Source organism: Brevibacillus laterosporus (genome assembly GCF_030489605.1).
GTDB lineage: Bacteria > Bacillota > Bacilli > Brevibacillales > Brevibacillaceae > Brevibacillus_B > Brevibacillus_B laterosporus_E.
This window is the reverse complement of the sequence record NZ_JAUKFY010000031.1, coordinates 22,459-37,193: the sequence shown is the minus strand read 5'-3', so window position 1 is coordinate 37,193 and position 14,735 is coordinate 22,459. Positions and strand designations below refer to the sequence as shown.

Genomic DNA, 14,735 nt, shown 5'->3' with positions numbered 1-14,735 from the left:
AGCACTCCTTTTATCAGGAGTGCTTTTCTTTGGTTTATTACTTGATTTATCTCTATCCTTTTACGACACCAAGTGCGAAGCCGTCATAGCCTTTGCTCCCCACGGTTTGGATAGCCGTTGCTTCAATGCGGGGCTCAGCAGATAGCAGATCAAAGAATTGCCGAATGCCCTGAATACGATCATCTTCACTCGCAGAGTGAATCACTTCTCCACCGCGCACCACATTATCTCCAAGAATAATTGCCCCTGGATTGCAAAGCTTTAAAGCCCATTGTAAATAATGAGGGTTGTTTTGTTTATCGGCATCAATAAAAATCATATCGAAGCCCGTCATCCCTTTTTCTTGAAGGGTAGGGAGTGTTTCTAGAGCAGGACCTGTAAGAATGGTTACTTTATCAGCAAGCCCCGCTTTTTTTATATTTTCTTTTGCGACCTGAGCGAATGCTTGCTCATACTCCAAGGAAATAAGCTGACCCTCTTCCGGCAAGGCACGAGCAAGCCAGATACTGCTGTATCCACCAAGTGTCCCTATTTCTAAAATCTTCTTAGCGCCTCGGATTTTGGCGAGCAGGTATAAGAGCTTCCCTTGATTTGGTGCGACATCAATGGCAGGCATGCCGGCTTTAGCATTTGCTTGGAGAACTCCTTCCAGAATTGGATCAGACGGAAGTAGCATACTGTTGAAATACTGATCAACCTCAGCCCATTTGTTAGGTGCTTGCATGTCAATAATCCTCCTTTAATCTGATAACAGCCATTTCTTTATCTTTGATATGCCTCTAGTGTAATACAGGATGAAAAATAAAACGCATAAAAAGAGATTTTTTTTCGAATGGTTCGTCGAATATAGGTGAATAAGCAAAAGATCAGGATTGTCTAGAACATCTTTGAAGATGGGAGGTACGGAATGCAGGACGACAAAAAAATCATTGAGCAGGTTCTTCAAGGCAATAAAGAAGCATACGCAGAGCTCATTGATAGATATCAAACAAAGGTATTTTTTATCTTGAAAAAAATGCTAGGTCACTCGCAAAATCAACAGGATATCATTCAGGAGATTTTTATTAAAGCCTACTACCATTTATCCGAATATAGATCGAATTATGATTTTTCCGCATGGCTGTACCGTATTGCTGTCAATCATTGTCTTGACGAGCTACGAAAGCAGAAGCGCACACCGTCGGTAGTCCAAACGGAAATCATGTTGGTTGATAGGCATACACCGGAGGATGAGTATTTAGAAAAAGAACAACGATTGTTCGTAAGACAGAGGATGCTGACATTGGAGGAGAAGTATAGAAAGGTATTAGACATGCGCTACTTCCAATATCTAAGCTATGAGGAGATCAGTAAAAAGCTATCGGTTCCCATCAGTACCATCCGCATGCGTCTGTCACGAGGAAAAATGAAGCTTCGGGAATCAATTGAAAAAATAGGGAAGAGGGGGGACTCTCGCCAATGAAATGTCTGAGCACAGAAGAGCTAGATGCTTATCTAAGCAATAAACTTTCTTTAGCCAAAAGCAATCAAGTAGATGGACATCTATTAAACTGTAAGCATTGTCAGCAGCAATTAAAAGAGTATGTGAATCAATTGGAAACAAACAACGATAGAGCTGAACAAGCAATGGATACAAAAATAGTGGCTCACGAGCTTGTTGCAAAGCTTCCGCCTTATCCCATTCATGCATTAAAACGTAAGCAATGTGTTAACCGCCAAGAAGAGATGCACCGGGGAAAAAGGGGAATAGGCATCGTGAAAAAAACCTCTCTTCTCCTAGCTGGACTAGCCATAACCGTTTTGGTAGGTTCAATGATATCTCCGTCGCTTGCCATCTATGTGAACGGATTGTATGCCAGCTTGCATTCCGAAGACCCAACTGTGTTGATGAATCATAATCGTATCGATCAAGAAATACATAATCATCAAAAGGAATGGATGAAACAACTAAATGTAAAGTCCACGGATCAGGGAATTACGTTAGAAGTAAAAGAAGTGTTTGCCGATACAAGAAAGATTGAATTAATCACCTCGATTGAGGGAGAGAGGGGGGAGGCATCTGAAGGATTTGCTCTCATGAAGAATGTTCATTTTCAGATAAAAGATAAAGCTGGGAGAATCTATGAAGCAGATGGGGAAGCATCCAGTTTTCCGAGAATGCAGCGACTTGATGCTAATTTGGTATTGTTAAGTCGGGATCTTACTCCCATTTTCTATGAAGCTCAAAAAATACCGAACGAGTTAATGATTGAAATTAGCACAAAAAAAATAGGCAATACAACAGGCAACTGGAAGGTAGAAATTCCACTAGACCTGTCGAAAGCAAAAGCGGCAACAAAAACAGTAGCTATTAATAAGCAATATACGAGTCCTCAAGGCATCTCCTTTCATCTTAGAGAGATTAGCTTTGCTCCTAGCTTCACACAACTCATAATTGATACCAATATACCAAAAGGAGCTTGCCATGATAGGTTCAGCTATCAATTGGTTGATGAACAGGGAACGGTTCTCGCTGGATGGAGTGATTATGATCAACGACTTTTCTTATGGAGTGATTTTAATCAGAGCTCTTTCAAAAGAAATGATGCTCGTCATAACCCGTTTTTAGATGGAACAGAGAAAAATCCCGTTAACATTTTTAAAAATCAAGTTAATCGCTTTTATGTGACCACAAAGGATCAGCAATTAAGGCTTTTAGCCAATTCCTATCCGCTACCAAAGGATAAGAAAATGATGTTTACATTACACTCTATTTATAAGGTTGAGCCTGTCAAGGTCAGTACAAAGCTTACTCTTGAACAATTACCTGCCGAGCCAGTTAAAATAGAAGATCAGGGAAGCCTCTTCATTTTTAAGGATGTGAAGTACGAGGCCAAGAATCAGGGTACAAAAGAAGCATATACAGAAGCTAGCATTGTGATGGAGGGAATCTTGGCGAAGGATATTGTCAATGTGGATGAGTGGGAGGTAAAAGACGAAAAAGGCAATACGTATATTGCTATATTTGACAGAGGAGTAGGTAGAAATGCAAATGGCAATGCTGTAATGAATGGGGAATTGAGAATTCAACAGCTAGAAAAACTGCCTAAAGAGCTGACCATTACCTATAAGCGTAAAATAAAAGAGGATCGAAATGTGGAGTGGAAGGTACCGATACAGGTGGGGAAATAGAACAATGAAACGTTTAGCTTCAAAGATATAACACGACAAAAAAGGCGCTCCTTCCAAGCGCCTTTTTCTCTTCCTATTGACCAATAATCATCCGCTCTTTTGGATAATGATAACGAACAGACGGAGCATCCTTTTTTAAGAATAGTAACAGGTTGATAATCCCAATCCGTCCAATCACCATCATGATGATGAGAATGAGCTTACCAGGGGTGCTTAATTCCGAAGTAATTCCCATCGACAAGCCAGTTGTACCAAAGGCTGAACAGACTTCAAATAAAATGGCCTGTATCGACAGGTCCTCGAACCACACCATGAAAATAACTGCCGTGAACACCATGGTGATCGCGACAAAGAACACCATAAACGATTTGAAGACATCTTCCTGGACCAGCTCACGACCAAATACTTTTACATCCTTTTGTCCACGCATATAAGTATATACGGTCGCAATTAGAACGAAAAACGTAGTTGTCCGAATCCCTCCCCCTACACTGCTGGGAGAAGCCCCGATAAACATCATGCCGGATAGCATGACAAGGGTAGGGGTGGACAGTAAGCCGATATCCATCGTGGCTAAGCCGCCGCTTCGTGTAGAAACAGATTGGAACAGGGAGTAAAAAAGCGCTTCATGCCAGGTTTTATCCTGTAAAAAGGCATTCCTTTCAAAAAAGTAAAAGAGCAGTGTCCCAACCACGATTAATGTAAAGAAAGTCAAGGTTGTTACCTTTGTGAATAAGGAAAACGTAAAGCGATATTGACCTTTTCGATGAGTTGCGTAGCTGACCAGTTCTATCAGCACAGGAAACCCGATCGCTCCACAGATGATGAGGATCATATTCATGCTCTGGACAAAATAATCCCCCGAGAAGCTGAGCAGGGAATTACCAAAGATATCGAATCCAGCATTGGTAAATGCGCTAATCGAAACAAAGTAGCCATAGTAATAGGCGGTATACCAATCAGTCTGATAGCCAGTCCCAAAAAAATAACTGCCTAGCAATAGCGTACCGATTAGCTCAATTAAGATGGTTAGCAATAAAATACTTCGCGTTAATTTGACCAATCCCGAGAGAGTGGGGCGATTATGGTCCGTAGCAATCCATTTTCTTTGTTCTAAGCCGATTCGTTGCCCAAGCATCATCCACAAAAAGGTACCTAAGGTCATAATGCCGATTCCACCAATTTGAAAGAACAAGGTGAGTAAAATAATTCCGCTCTGATTAAACACTTCACTAATTTTGATGACGGTTAGACCCGTTACGCTAATCGCACTGGCTGCCGTAAATAAAGAATCTACAAAAGATATAGATACGCCAGGCTGGTGAAAGATGGGTAACCAGAGAAGCAATGCAGCGAGGATAACACTGCTGAGATAAAACATGACAATAATTTGTACGGAGCTTAAGCGCCGTTTTTTATAAGAGAGCAGCAACTCGCTTACCTCCTGAGTAAGTAATACAGGTAATTCTACCGAAAAACATTGTAACAAGCAAAAAGAGTTTTTAACAGGTGCAAAAAAAAGAAGTCCTCTTTTCAGCAGACAAAGAGGGCTTCTTTTCATGAATAAATCTCTATGATTATTGTGGATTCGTGGTCCAAATTCCAGATGTTTTAATGAAAACACGCTCAGGCAAACGCAGGGTGGCTAAGGCTAGCTCTGCTACATCCTCTGGCTGCATCATATGATCCTCTGAACCGATTTTTAGACCGGCATTAACAGCTAGCTCGGTGTTGACAGTGCTTGGAGTCAGCGCTGTGACGCGAATGTTGTGTTTGCGCACCTCTTGCAATAGGGATTCGGTAAAGCCCATTACGGCAAATTTGGAAGCGCAGTACGCAGAGCCTGTCGCAAAACCGCGTTCTCCAGCAGTAGAGGCTACGTTGATGATATTTCCGCTGTTTTGAGCGATCATATCAGGCAACGCCGCATGCGTCATGTAGTAGGTTCCAAACAAATTCACAGAAACGATTCGTTCCCACTCCGCTGGGTCCATGTCTGCGACTGTACCGAAAGTAGCAGTGCCAGCATTATTGATCAGGATGTCTATAGAGCCAAGCTCTGCTTTAATTTTGGCATATGCGGCTTCTGCATCGCTGCGTTTTGAGATGTCAGCAGTTGCAATACTAACCGTAACACCGTAGGTTTTTGCAAGCTCAGCAGCCAACCCCTGTAGATCAGATTCTGTGCGGGCGACCAAACCTAGATGGGTTCCTTCCTTTGCCAAAGCGACGGCAATCGCACGTCCAATTCCTTTTCCAGCTCCGGTAATTAACGCTTTTTTTCCTTTAAAATCCATGTCGGCAATCCTCCTATTTTTAACTTAGCATAAATGATGATACGAAAATGCCTTTTGTTATGTCAATTTTGTAAGTGCAACTAGTTGTTATAGCTGGATCAAAAGCATGATACACTATAATCCATGAGCCCATTATACACGATTTCACATGAAGGCTTGAAGATGAATCGGGCTGAACAAGAATAGAAACTGTACGAGGGAATGGTGAAAAAGTATGGACAAACAGGTTGTTGTGATTACTGGGGCAGGAAGCGGGTTAGGTGCTTCTTTAGCGAAACGTTACTCGGAGCAAGGCTTTCATGTTTGCTTGCTTGGACGAACCAAGGCAAAGCTTGAGCAGATAGCTGAGCAATTGACCGGCAGCTATTCCATCCATGAAGGCGATGTTTCGAATAAACCAGCCATTATGGAAATCATGACCTCTATTCTCAATACGTATAATAGAATTGATGTATTGATCAACAATGCGGGAACAGGAAGCTTTGATTTGGCTGAAAACCTCCCGGAGGAAGCTGTTCACCAAATGATTGATATTAATCTAAAGGGAACGATTTTTAGTACTCAAGCAGTAGTAAAGCAAATGAAAGTGCAAAATTATGGAACGATTATTAATATCGTATCTACGGCCGGCAAAGTAGGAAAAGCAAATGAGTCTGTATACTGTGCCAGCAAATTTGGTGTGAGAGGGTTTACAGAGAGTTTAGCCATTGAGCTAAAAGAGACTCCTATTCAAGTAGTCGGCATCTACATGGGGGGGATGAAAACGGAATTCTGGGATGGTATTTTCACGGAAGAGCGCATGAAGCACCTGATGGAACCAGATGATGTTGCTGATGTTATTATGGCAAATGTGAAGCCAAGACAACGCCTAGTCGTATCTGAAGTGGTCATTCAAAACCAAAAGTAAAACAAATAATTTGATTGTAGTGGCGGACAAGCCAAGTGAGTAAATATCCTTGCTTCTTTCTTGTAAAGGGAGGGGGCACTGGCTAATTGAGACACCTTTCATCTCTAATGAGAGAAAGCGTGTCTATTTTTATTCTCTTTTACGACAAAATTTGCCCAGATCACTGCTGGCGATGACAGACCGTGTGTCTATTGCGTTAACCTTGATTCTGCAGTAATTTTAAGTGCACGAACGCATGGACCAACAACGGTGACTTTTGCATGTTCCCTTTCATTCATAACACAAACGCATGAATATCATGCAAATGCGTAAATTGAAGTCATGACAAACATGAAGTATGATACACAAAAGACAAAAGAAAACAAAACGGAGACGTAGCTGATGGAATGGCAACAAATTTTATATTTTCGCAAGGTAGCACAGACACAGCACATTACACGATCGGCAGAGCTGTTAAATGTGTCCCAACCCGCCTTAAGCAGAGCAATTGCTCGTTTGGAGGAGGAGTTAAATACGCCTTTGTTTGAGCGAAAAGGGCGAAATATCGTGCTGAATCAATACGGGGAGCTATTCTTAAAGCGAGTGGAGCGAGCCATTCAGGAGATAGAAGAGGGGAAGCAAGAAATTCAGGACCTGATTAACCCAGATCACGGCAAGATACAGATCGCTTTTTTACATTCCTTAGGGATTGAAGTAGTACCCGAATTTATTCGTTCGTTTCGTCTGCAATATCCACAGGTCAGCTTTCATTTACATCAAGCATCCATGGATCAGATTGTAGAACAGCTCAAAACGGGTTTAATTGATATCGCCCTGTTTTCCATGCTGGAGCCGATAGACGAGGTGCATTGGGAGCCTTTAATTACAGAGGAGCTGTTTCTCATTGTCTCCAAGACGCACCCTTTGGCAAATCGGACACAGATCGAGCTAAAGGAGATTGCCAATGAACCTTTTATTTCCTTCAAGCAGGGATATGGTCTGCGAACCTTGACAGATACGCTTTGCAAGCAAGCTGGCTTTACTCCTACTATCACCTTCGAAGGAGAGGAGATTGCTACAATAGCTGGTCTGGTGGCAGTTAAATTGGGAGTAAGTCTTGTTCCAGATGTAAACGTGCTGGATAAATCGAAGGTATCACTCTTACGTGTGCTGGATCCGGGCTGTGAACGAACCATTGGACTCGCATGGAAAGAAAAGCGTTATTTGTCTCCTGTTGCAAGAAGGTTCATCTCATTTGTAAAGGAGCACTATATCTAATCTGTTTGAGACATCAACCGAACCCATAGCTAAGTTGTATGGTTTTCTAACTGAATAATAAAGAGAGAGGATTTACACCATGAGTTATATCAAGCAAGGGTCAAGCGCATTTCGCAGAACCAACATAGCGTTGTTTGCAGGAGGATTGAATACATTTGCCATCCTGTACTGCACGCAGCCTTTGTTGCCTGAATTTACGAAGGAATTTCAGGTTTCTCCAACGCTGGCCAGTCTTTCCTTATCTGTAACTACGATGGCTTTAGCCATAAGTTTGCTATTTCTCGGTTCATTGTCAGAGGCGTGGGGACGCAAACCGATTATGATGGTATCCTTGATTGGAGCTTCGTTGTTGGCAGTGTGTACAGCGTTTAGCTATCAATTCCAAATATTACTGGGTATTCGCATACTGGTCGGGATGGTTCTGGCTGGGTTACCGGCTATTGCGATGGCTTATCTGGGCGAAGAAATTGACAAAAATAGCCTAGGCGTAGCAATGGGGCTGTATATAAGCGGAAATTCGATTGGCGGAATGGGCGGACGAATCATCACAGGGACGCTAACTGATTTGTTTAACTGGCATGTGGCTCTGATTGGAATTGGTGTGTTGAGCCTTTTGTGCACGATTTTGTTCTGGATTATGCTTCCACCCTCCAGACATTTTTCACCGCGCAAATTAGAGGTAAAGACATTGGCAAAATCACTCTGGAGCCATTGTACGGACCATCGCTTGCTTTATTTATATGGACTTGGCTTTTTGCTAATGGGCAGCTTTGTGACGTTATATAATTACATCGGCTATCAGTTGGTTGAGCCGCCGTATTCTTTGTCGCAGACAATCGTTGGCTGGATTTTTATTGTGTATTTAGTCGGTACGTTTAGCTCTACTTGGATGGGCAAGATGGCAGACAGACTTGGGCGGGCTAAAATGCTGTGGATGTCTTTAGCTATTATGTTTGGGGGCATTGGACTTACATTGGAGCCCCATTTATTTAGTAAAATTGTGGGAATTGCAATCTTTACATTTGGCTTTTTTGGCGGGCATTCGATCGCCAGCAGCTGGGTAGGGAGATTAGCTACTCATGATAAAGCACAGGCTTCCTCCTTGTACCTATTCTTCTATTATGCTGGATCAAGTTTAGGTGGGACGTTTGGTGGTTTGTTTTGGTCATTATTTGGATGGACCGGAGTTGTTGGCATGATTGGAGGATTTATCGTGATTGCCTTCGTGTTGCTTATGAAGCTCTCTCATGTCGAGCAGTCTCCAGCAGCATTACGCATTCAGTAAATCGGCGTGTTATAAAATAAATCGTTACACAGGTAAAAAAGGACGGGAACCATTGCGGATCCTGTCCTTTTCACATTTCTAACATACAGGGCTTGTCATCTATCTCCAGATAGAATTTACTTTACCAATTTATGCCGTAGCGCTAGGACTACTGCCTGTGTCCGATCATCGACATTTAGCTTTTGTAAAATTCGATGGACATGTGATTTAACCGTGCCTTCCGAGATAAAGAGATTTTGAGCAATTTGATCGTTGCGAAAGCCAAACGCTAATTGCTGCAACACATCCTGTTCGCGTTCTGTAAGTTCATCCAGCAGCACGAGATTAGGCTCTTGCGGATAAGCTTCCTGCGGCTTGTCGGCATCAGGTGTGTCGGTCGTTTCCGATTTTTGTTTCTTTAATACCTCTGCCAATGCCTTAGCAGCCGTCGCTGTGTGAAAAGAAGCTTCTCCATTGTAAGCGCGGCGAATTAAGTCTAGCATCTCCTGAGAATCAGCATCCTTTAGCATATAACCAACCGCACCTGCTAGAATGCCATCCACAACATAATCATGGTTATCGAATGTCGTTAATATGAGAACCTTCACTTTAGGTACATGTTTTACAATTTCGCGTGTTGCTTCAATACCTGTACACTTGGGCATTTGTACATCCATGAGAATGACATCAGGCCTCAGCTCGCAAGCTAGATTGATGATCTCTTCACCATCCGCCGCTTCGCCGGTAACCTCCATATCCTCCTGAACATTAATGACATACCCAAGACCCTGTCTGATCATCTTTTGATCGTCTGCCAGCATGACTCGAATCTTTTGATGTTTATGATCTACCATAGCAGCTATGTGTTCCCTTCTAAAGATGAATGATGGTAAGGAATTGTTGCAGTAATTTCAAAGCCAAACGGTTCCCTCATCTGATATTTCAGCGTTCCGTTTAAATTCGTGATGCGTTCCCTCATGCCAGATAAACCAAAACCAGGTTTAACCCCTTCCTGAGAACGATTCTGGCCGTTGTCGTGAATAGCTAAAACGATGGAATCAGCCAGCTTCCTAATTTCCACCCACATGGCGGTGGCATTGGAATGACGCAATGTATTCGTAATAGCTTCTTGGAGAATTCGATAAAAAACAATCGTTACCTCGTTTGTTAAATCTATCTCTTCCTCATTCGTTACAAAGGTACAGGACAGGTCCGTATTTTTCTCTGTTTGTGACAAAAGAGCTTGTAATGGCGTTAAGCCAAACGTCCGCTTGTCGACTGCAAGGGTATGAACAGAGCCGCGGATATCCTCCAAGCTTTGTTTTGCTACATCCAGCATATTGTTGACCGCCATCTGTGCATCATTTGGGCCGGACTTTAACATATAGGTAAGTGCATGTAGCTGCACGATAAGAGAGGTAAGACTGTGACCTAACGAGTCATGGATATCACGCGCGATCCGATTTCGCTCCTCCAACACAGCTACTTGCAATGTATTTACAGTCATTTCCTGCAATTCATTATGTGCATCCTGCAGTTTTGTATGTGCGATTTGCAGTTCCTTTAAATGCTGTTGATTTAATTGATACGCTTCATGATGGGAACGATACCCGCGTGCACCCAGATAGCACCCAATAAAAGAAAGTAAAAATGGAGCAACATGTGTGGTGTAGCTATGAGTTTTCCAGATGAGTAATACACAGGTAACCACTCCAAAAAAGGTGGCTAACGGTAACGAATATTTTTTATCAATGCGCAGACCGATGATAATCCCGAGCAGGATGATCATGCCAAACCCCTCTGGCCCCAGATAAATGCCTTTAAATAGGGTAACGCCCCCGACTAGTAAAAGAATGACAGTCATTTTAATGGAGGGAAGTTGAATAGAGGAGGTCCAAAATAAAATCAGATACCCACAAAACAGTAAGACGGAAAACACAAATTGTATAGGTGATTCATGATTATAGGAGTTTGGTAGCCATGTCAAAAGAGATAAGGCTAAGAACCAGACCAGTAAGAGTCGTTTGCGAAGGGCCTTTGTTATGTTATCAATCAAGGATTAGCCCACCCTTCTTCAAATTTTTCGATCCGTTTGTTCACATTCTATTGTAGCACGGGGTGTCATCTATCTCTAGATAGACGAGCCAGTGCTACGGTTTTCCATCCCTCGATAGATTTACCTATTTCAACTTGCCGCTACAATGAAACCTGTGACATTTCGTATCGCGAACAATTGATCAACGGCAGGAGGTGGCTTGGATGGAAGAGTTGATTACCATGGCGAAACTTCTCAAAGAAGCGAGTGCCCTTTTTACATGGATCACACGTGAAGAATTAGAAAGCAAAGATATCACCTGGCAGCAAGTGCTGATTCTGGAGCAAATTGTGCACGACCCGAAAACAATTGGGGAAATCAGCAAGGCTGTTAGTCTTTCGTACAGTACGGTATCTGGATTAATTGATCGCCTAGAACGAGATAACATCGTCATAAGGCTCAAGGATAAAAAGGATAAACGATTGGTTTGGGTTGCGATGTCCCCGCGATTTGATCATGCGAATGAATTCGCAGGACGCCAAGCAGAAATGGAGACGTTTGAGCAACAGACGACTCAGATGATTTCATCCCTCCATGTCTTGCAAGAAATGTATACAACCAAAAAACGAATAACTAGTTAAGACATTGGTGAGGTGAAAAAGAGTGAATATATCTGAAGTGTCGGTCAAGAGACCTGTTCTCATTATCATGTTGACCCTTGCAGTCATGATTTTTGGAATCGTTTCTCTGCCAAAATTGGCTATTGATTTGTATCCAGAGCTGAATTTTCCAGTTGCAGTTGTTGTTACTTCTGTAGATGGCGCGGCGCCTGGCGAGGTGGAGAAGCTGGTAACAAAACCGATAGAAAGTGCAGTGGGGACGGTTGCCAATTTAAAGGAAGTATCATCTATTTCGATTCAAGGAGCATCACAGGTTATTCTCAGCTTTAACTGGGGGACCGATTTGGATCAAGCTACTTTGGAATTGCGGGAGAAGGTGGATCGAGTGCGACAGCTGCTCCCATCCTCAGCGAAATCTCCACAGGTTCTGCGGATTGATCCAAATAGCATGCCGATTATGACATTTGCTTTAACAGGCGAGGATGATGTCAACCAATTGAAGAAGGTTGCAGAGGACTCCATTCAAAACCGCTTAGAAAGAATTGATGGTGTGGCTGGAGTAAATCTGGTCGGTGGTCAGGATCGCGTGGTGGACGTGGTGCTCGACCCTGCTAAAATGTCGTCGTATGGATTGACCATCGACCAAATTCAGCAGGCGATTGCCAGCAACAACCTGTCCGGTTCAGGTGGTGCCGTACGCGAAGGAGATGGCAAATACAATATTCGAGTTCAGGGTGAGTACGATAGTGTGGCTAAAATCGGATTAACACCTATCCGCATGGGGAATGGCTCCCTTCGCCTGCAAGATATTGCTACCATCAATGATACAACAGCGAAAATCAATCAGTTCAGTTACGTTAATGGTAAACCAAGCTTAGGCATTACCATTACAAAAGCATCTGGTGGAAATACCATTCAGGTAGCAGATGCTGTCAGTCAGGAAATGAAAGAGATTGAGGAGACCTTACCTTCCCATTTAAAACTAACAACTACGCTGGATTCGTCCACGTTTATTAAAGATTCAATCTACACCACAGCAGAGCATGCCTTGTTCGGTGGATTGTTTGGGATTATTATTTTGTTCTTCTTTTTAGGCAGCTTCCAATCGATGATTGTTGCGATCATCGTGCTACCCATCTCGATCATCTCCACCTTCTTGCTGATGTATGCGACAGGTCAAACGATCAATCTAATTTCCCTATCAGGGTTGACGCTCGGACTAGGTTCATTGGTTGACTTCGCGGTCGTAATGCTGGAGAACATTTTCCGTCAAAGGGAAAAAGGGAAAGGCATGGTAGAAGCTGCGTTAGATGGTTCCAAGGAAGTGGGTACTGCTGTAATGGCTTCTGCTTTGGCGCAAATATGTGTATTCCTGCCAATTGCGCTGGTTGACGGTATTGCAGCAGAAATTTTTAGACCCCTAGCTCTAACTGTTGTGTATTCTCACATTGCCGCTTTAGTCTTTTCCATTATCCTAGTGCCAATGTTAAGCTCACGGATACTCAAAAAAGTACCGGAACATAACAAACGGGAAGGATATCGCGGAATCAACCCGGTGATCTGGTTCAATATTGGATTTCACAAGGTAGAAAAAGGCTATAAAAGGCTGTTAGATTTTTCCCTGAATCACCGTAAAACGGTAGCGATTGTTACTGTTGCGATGATGATAGGCTCTATAGCGCTGACACCGTTGGTTGGAGCAGAATTTATGCCATCGATGGATCAGGGACAAGTCACGATTGATATTAAGATGCCTAACGGTACTGTTTTGGAAGAAACCAAGAAGGTAGCCCAACAAGTGGAAAAGATAGCGGCGCAGGTACCGGAGCTGGATATCCTGAGCACCTCGATTGGTAGCGGTGGTTCAGCGGCCGTAGCCACCTCTACGTCTAACAAAGCAACGGTTGATCTAAAACTGGTCGACGTAAAGGATCGCAAGCGCTCCACTCAGGAGATAATGGCAGATTTGCGTAAGCAGGTAGCATCGATCGCGGGTGCTGAAATTAAGGTGAAAGAACAGTCTGCTGGTATGTCCACAGGCTCGCCTTTACAGATTACCTTACGCGGTGATGATATCGAGGTTCTAAAAGATGTGAGCGGGATTATTAAACAAGAGGTAATCAGCGTCCCGGGAACCAGCAATGTGGTGACCACCTTAGATGATACGCAGCATGAATTTGAAGTAAAAATCGATGCAGAGAAAGCAAGTATGTACGGGCTGAGCTCTGGACAGATTTTAACGGCTGTGGGTACAGCATTTAATGGACAGACGGTGACAAAATACCGCACAGGCGATGATGAGATCAATGTGCAATTAAAATGGCCTGAACAGTATCAGGAAGATACGAATTACTTGAATAGCTTGCGCATGACTGCACCAGGTGGCGCGCAGGTAGCGCTGTCTTCCGTTGCAGAGGTTACGAAGGTTGAAGCACCGCTAACGATTAATCGCTCGAATCAGACTCGTGAAGTAAAAATTACAGGTGATTTAGCAGGACGTGATTTGAACTCCGTCACTACGGATGTACAAACGAAGCTAGACAAGCTCTCTCTGCCGGATGGCTATAAAATTGAGTACGGCGGAGAGAGTAAAGATATGATGGAGTCCTTTAGTAGTCTTGGATTGGCTGTTATTTTGTCAGTCGTTCTACTTTATATGGTAATGGCGGCTCAATTTGAATCCTTATATACACCGTTTATTATCATGTTCTCTATCCCGCCTACCTTTGCAGGGGTTATGCTTGGCCTGTTGTTTACCAATACCTCGATCAGTGTGTCTGTGTTTATTGGATATATTCTGCTGATTGGTTTGGTCGTCAATAACGCCATCGTATTAATTGATTATGCAAATCAATTACGAGACAAAGGTACGAGTGTGAAGGATGCGATTTTGGAAGCAGGACCTGTACGCTTGCGTCCCATTCTCATGACGACATTGACTACCATTCTAGCAATTGGCCCATTAGCTTTTGCTACAGGCTCGGGTAGTGAATCTCAAGCTCCGATGGCGATCACAGTTATTTTCGGATTAAGCTTTGCTACCCTCATTACCCTTGTGTTGATTCCAGTCGTGTATACTTGGTTCGATGATTGGTCTTCTAAACGTAAACACAAGAAAGAACAAAAACGGCTAAAAAAACAACAAGCAGCTATTGCGGTAGCGAAGTCGTAAAGGCGAAGAGAT

General features: G+C 43.1%; 12 protein-coding genes. 7 read left to right on the top strand and 5 right to left on the bottom strand.

Annotated features, from left to right (window positions below; genetic code table 11):
- Nucleotides 1–52: 52 nt before the first annotated feature.
- On the bottom strand, nucleotides 53–724 hold the full coding sequence (locus QZ995_RS21795; protein ID WP_031412211.1) for an O-methyltransferase: 672 nt from the start codon (nucleotides 722–724) through the stop codon (nucleotides 53–55).
- Between the two features lie 183 nt (nucleotides 725–907).
- Here QZ995_RS21795 and QZ995_RS21790 point away from each other — a divergent pair, with 183 nt between their 5' ends.
- Entirely contained in the window at nucleotides 908–1,462 is a 555-nt protein-coding gene (locus QZ995_RS21790; protein WP_031412210.1) for an RNA polymerase sigma factor, read from the top strand.
- On the top strand, nucleotides 1,459–3,171 hold the full coding sequence (locus QZ995_RS21785) for a DUF4179 domain-containing protein (RefSeq protein ID WP_301811758.1): 1,713 nt from the start codon (nucleotides 1,459–1,461) through the stop codon (nucleotides 3,169–3,171). Before QZ995_RS21790 ends, QZ995_RS21785 begins: the two co-directional genes overlap by 4 nt.
- A 73-nt stretch (nucleotides 3,172–3,244) precedes the next feature.
- Here QZ995_RS21785 and QZ995_RS21780 read toward each other — a convergent pair whose 3' ends face one another.
- Together QZ995_RS21780 and QZ995_RS21775 are read right to left on the bottom strand one after the other, a co-directional pair.
- Complete coding sequence (locus QZ995_RS21780) at nucleotides 3,245–4,603, bottom strand: TrkH family potassium uptake protein (protein WP_301811755.1); 1,359 nt, start codon at nucleotides 4,601–4,603, stop codon at nucleotides 3,245–3,247.
- Nucleotides 4,604–4,748: 145 nt separating this feature from the next.
- Entirely contained in the window at nucleotides 4,749–5,468 is a 720-nt protein-coding gene (locus QZ995_RS21775; protein ID WP_301811753.1) for a 3-ketoacyl-ACP reductase, read from the bottom strand.
- A gap of 214 nt (nucleotides 5,469–5,682) precedes the next feature.
- On the opposite strand from QZ995_RS21775, the gene QZ995_RS21770 reads away from it, so the two are divergent.
- The 3 genes from QZ995_RS21770 (at nucleotide 5,683) to QZ995_RS21760 (ending at nucleotide 8,917) form a co-directional block, all read left to right on the top strand.
- Nucleotides 5,683–6,375, top strand: a complete 693-nt coding sequence (locus tag QZ995_RS21770) for an SDR family oxidoreductase (protein ID WP_301811747.1) — start codon at nucleotides 5,683–5,685, stop codon at nucleotides 6,373–6,375.
- A gap of 381 nt (nucleotides 6,376–6,756) precedes the next feature.
- Nucleotides 6,757–7,632, top strand: a complete 876-nt coding sequence (locus QZ995_RS21765) for a LysR family transcriptional regulator (protein ID WP_301811744.1) — start codon at nucleotides 6,757–6,759, stop codon at nucleotides 7,630–7,632.
- Between the two features lie 79 nt (nucleotides 7,633–7,711).
- Nucleotides 7,712–8,917: an MFS transporter gene (locus QZ995_RS21760; protein WP_301811741.1), complete on the top strand. Its 1,206-nt coding sequence runs from the start codon at nucleotides 7,712–7,714 to the stop codon at nucleotides 8,915–8,917.
- Nucleotides 8,918–9,033: 116 nt separating this feature from the next.
- Here the strand turns inward: QZ995_RS21760 and QZ995_RS21755 are convergent, their stop codons facing one another.
- Together QZ995_RS21755 and QZ995_RS21750 are read right to left on the bottom strand one after the other, a co-directional pair.
- The gene (locus tag QZ995_RS21755; RefSeq protein WP_301811738.1) at nucleotides 9,034–9,750 is read right to left on the bottom strand and encodes a response regulator transcription factor; all 717 of its coding nucleotides are present in this window, start codon (nucleotides 9,748–9,750) and stop codon (nucleotides 9,034–9,036) included.
- A gap of 5 nt (nucleotides 9,751–9,755) precedes the next feature.
- Nucleotides 9,756–10,952 carry a sensor histidine kinase gene (locus tag QZ995_RS21750; RefSeq protein WP_301811735.1) on the bottom strand — a complete coding sequence of 399 codons (1,197 nt, stop codon included), beginning with the start codon at nucleotides 10,950–10,952 and terminating at the stop codon, nucleotides 9,756–9,758.
- 203 nt (nucleotides 10,953–11,155) lie between these two features.
- On the opposite strand from QZ995_RS21750, the gene QZ995_RS21745 reads away from it, so the two are divergent.
- Both QZ995_RS21745 and QZ995_RS21740 read left to right on the top strand, forming a co-directional pair.
- On the top strand, nucleotides 11,156–11,572 hold the full coding sequence (locus tag QZ995_RS21745; RefSeq protein ID WP_003339765.1) for a MarR family transcriptional regulator: 417 nt from the start codon (nucleotides 11,156–11,158) through the stop codon (nucleotides 11,570–11,572).
- A gap of 22 nt (nucleotides 11,573–11,594) precedes the next feature.
- A complete protein-coding gene (locus tag QZ995_RS21740) occupies nucleotides 11,595–14,723 on the top strand; it encodes an efflux RND transporter permease subunit (RefSeq protein WP_301811730.1) in 3,129 nt (1,042 codons plus the stop codon).
- Nucleotides 14,724–14,735: the final 12 nt, after the last annotated feature.

Excerpts from the sequence above, each read along its gene's own strand:
- QZ995_RS21790 (WP_031412210.1), top strand. The coding sequence starts at position 908 with ATGCAGGACGACAAAAAAATCATTGAGCAGGTTCTTCAAGGCAATAAA.
- QZ995_RS21795 (WP_031412211.1), bottom strand. The coding sequence starts at position 724 with ATGCAAGCACCTAACAAATGGGCTGAGGTTGATCAGTATTTCAACAGT.
- QZ995_RS21765 (WP_301811744.1), top strand. The coding sequence starts at position 6,757 with ATGGAATGGCAACAAATTTTATATTTTCGCAAGGTAGCACAGACACAG.
- QZ995_RS21775 (WP_301811753.1), bottom strand. The coding sequence starts at position 5,468 with ATGGATTTTAAAGGAAAAAAAGCGTTAATTACCGGAGCTGGAAAAGGA.
- QZ995_RS21785 (WP_301811758.1), top strand. The coding sequence starts at position 1,459 with ATGAAATGTCTGAGCACAGAAGAGCTAGATGCTTATCTAAGCAATAAA.
- QZ995_RS21760 (WP_301811741.1), top strand. The coding sequence starts at position 7,712 with ATGAGTTATATCAAGCAAGGGTCAAGCGCATTTCGCAGAACCAACATA.
- QZ995_RS21770 (WP_301811747.1), top strand. The coding sequence starts at position 5,683 with ATGGACAAACAGGTTGTTGTGATTACTGGGGCAGGAAGCGGGTTAGGT.
- QZ995_RS21755 (WP_301811738.1), bottom strand. The coding sequence starts at position 9,750 with ATGGTAGATCATAAACATCAAAAGATTCGAGTCATGCTGGCAGACGAT.
- QZ995_RS21745 (WP_003339765.1), top strand. The coding sequence starts at position 11,156 with ATGGAAGAGTTGATTACCATGGCGAAACTTCTCAAAGAAGCGAGTGCC.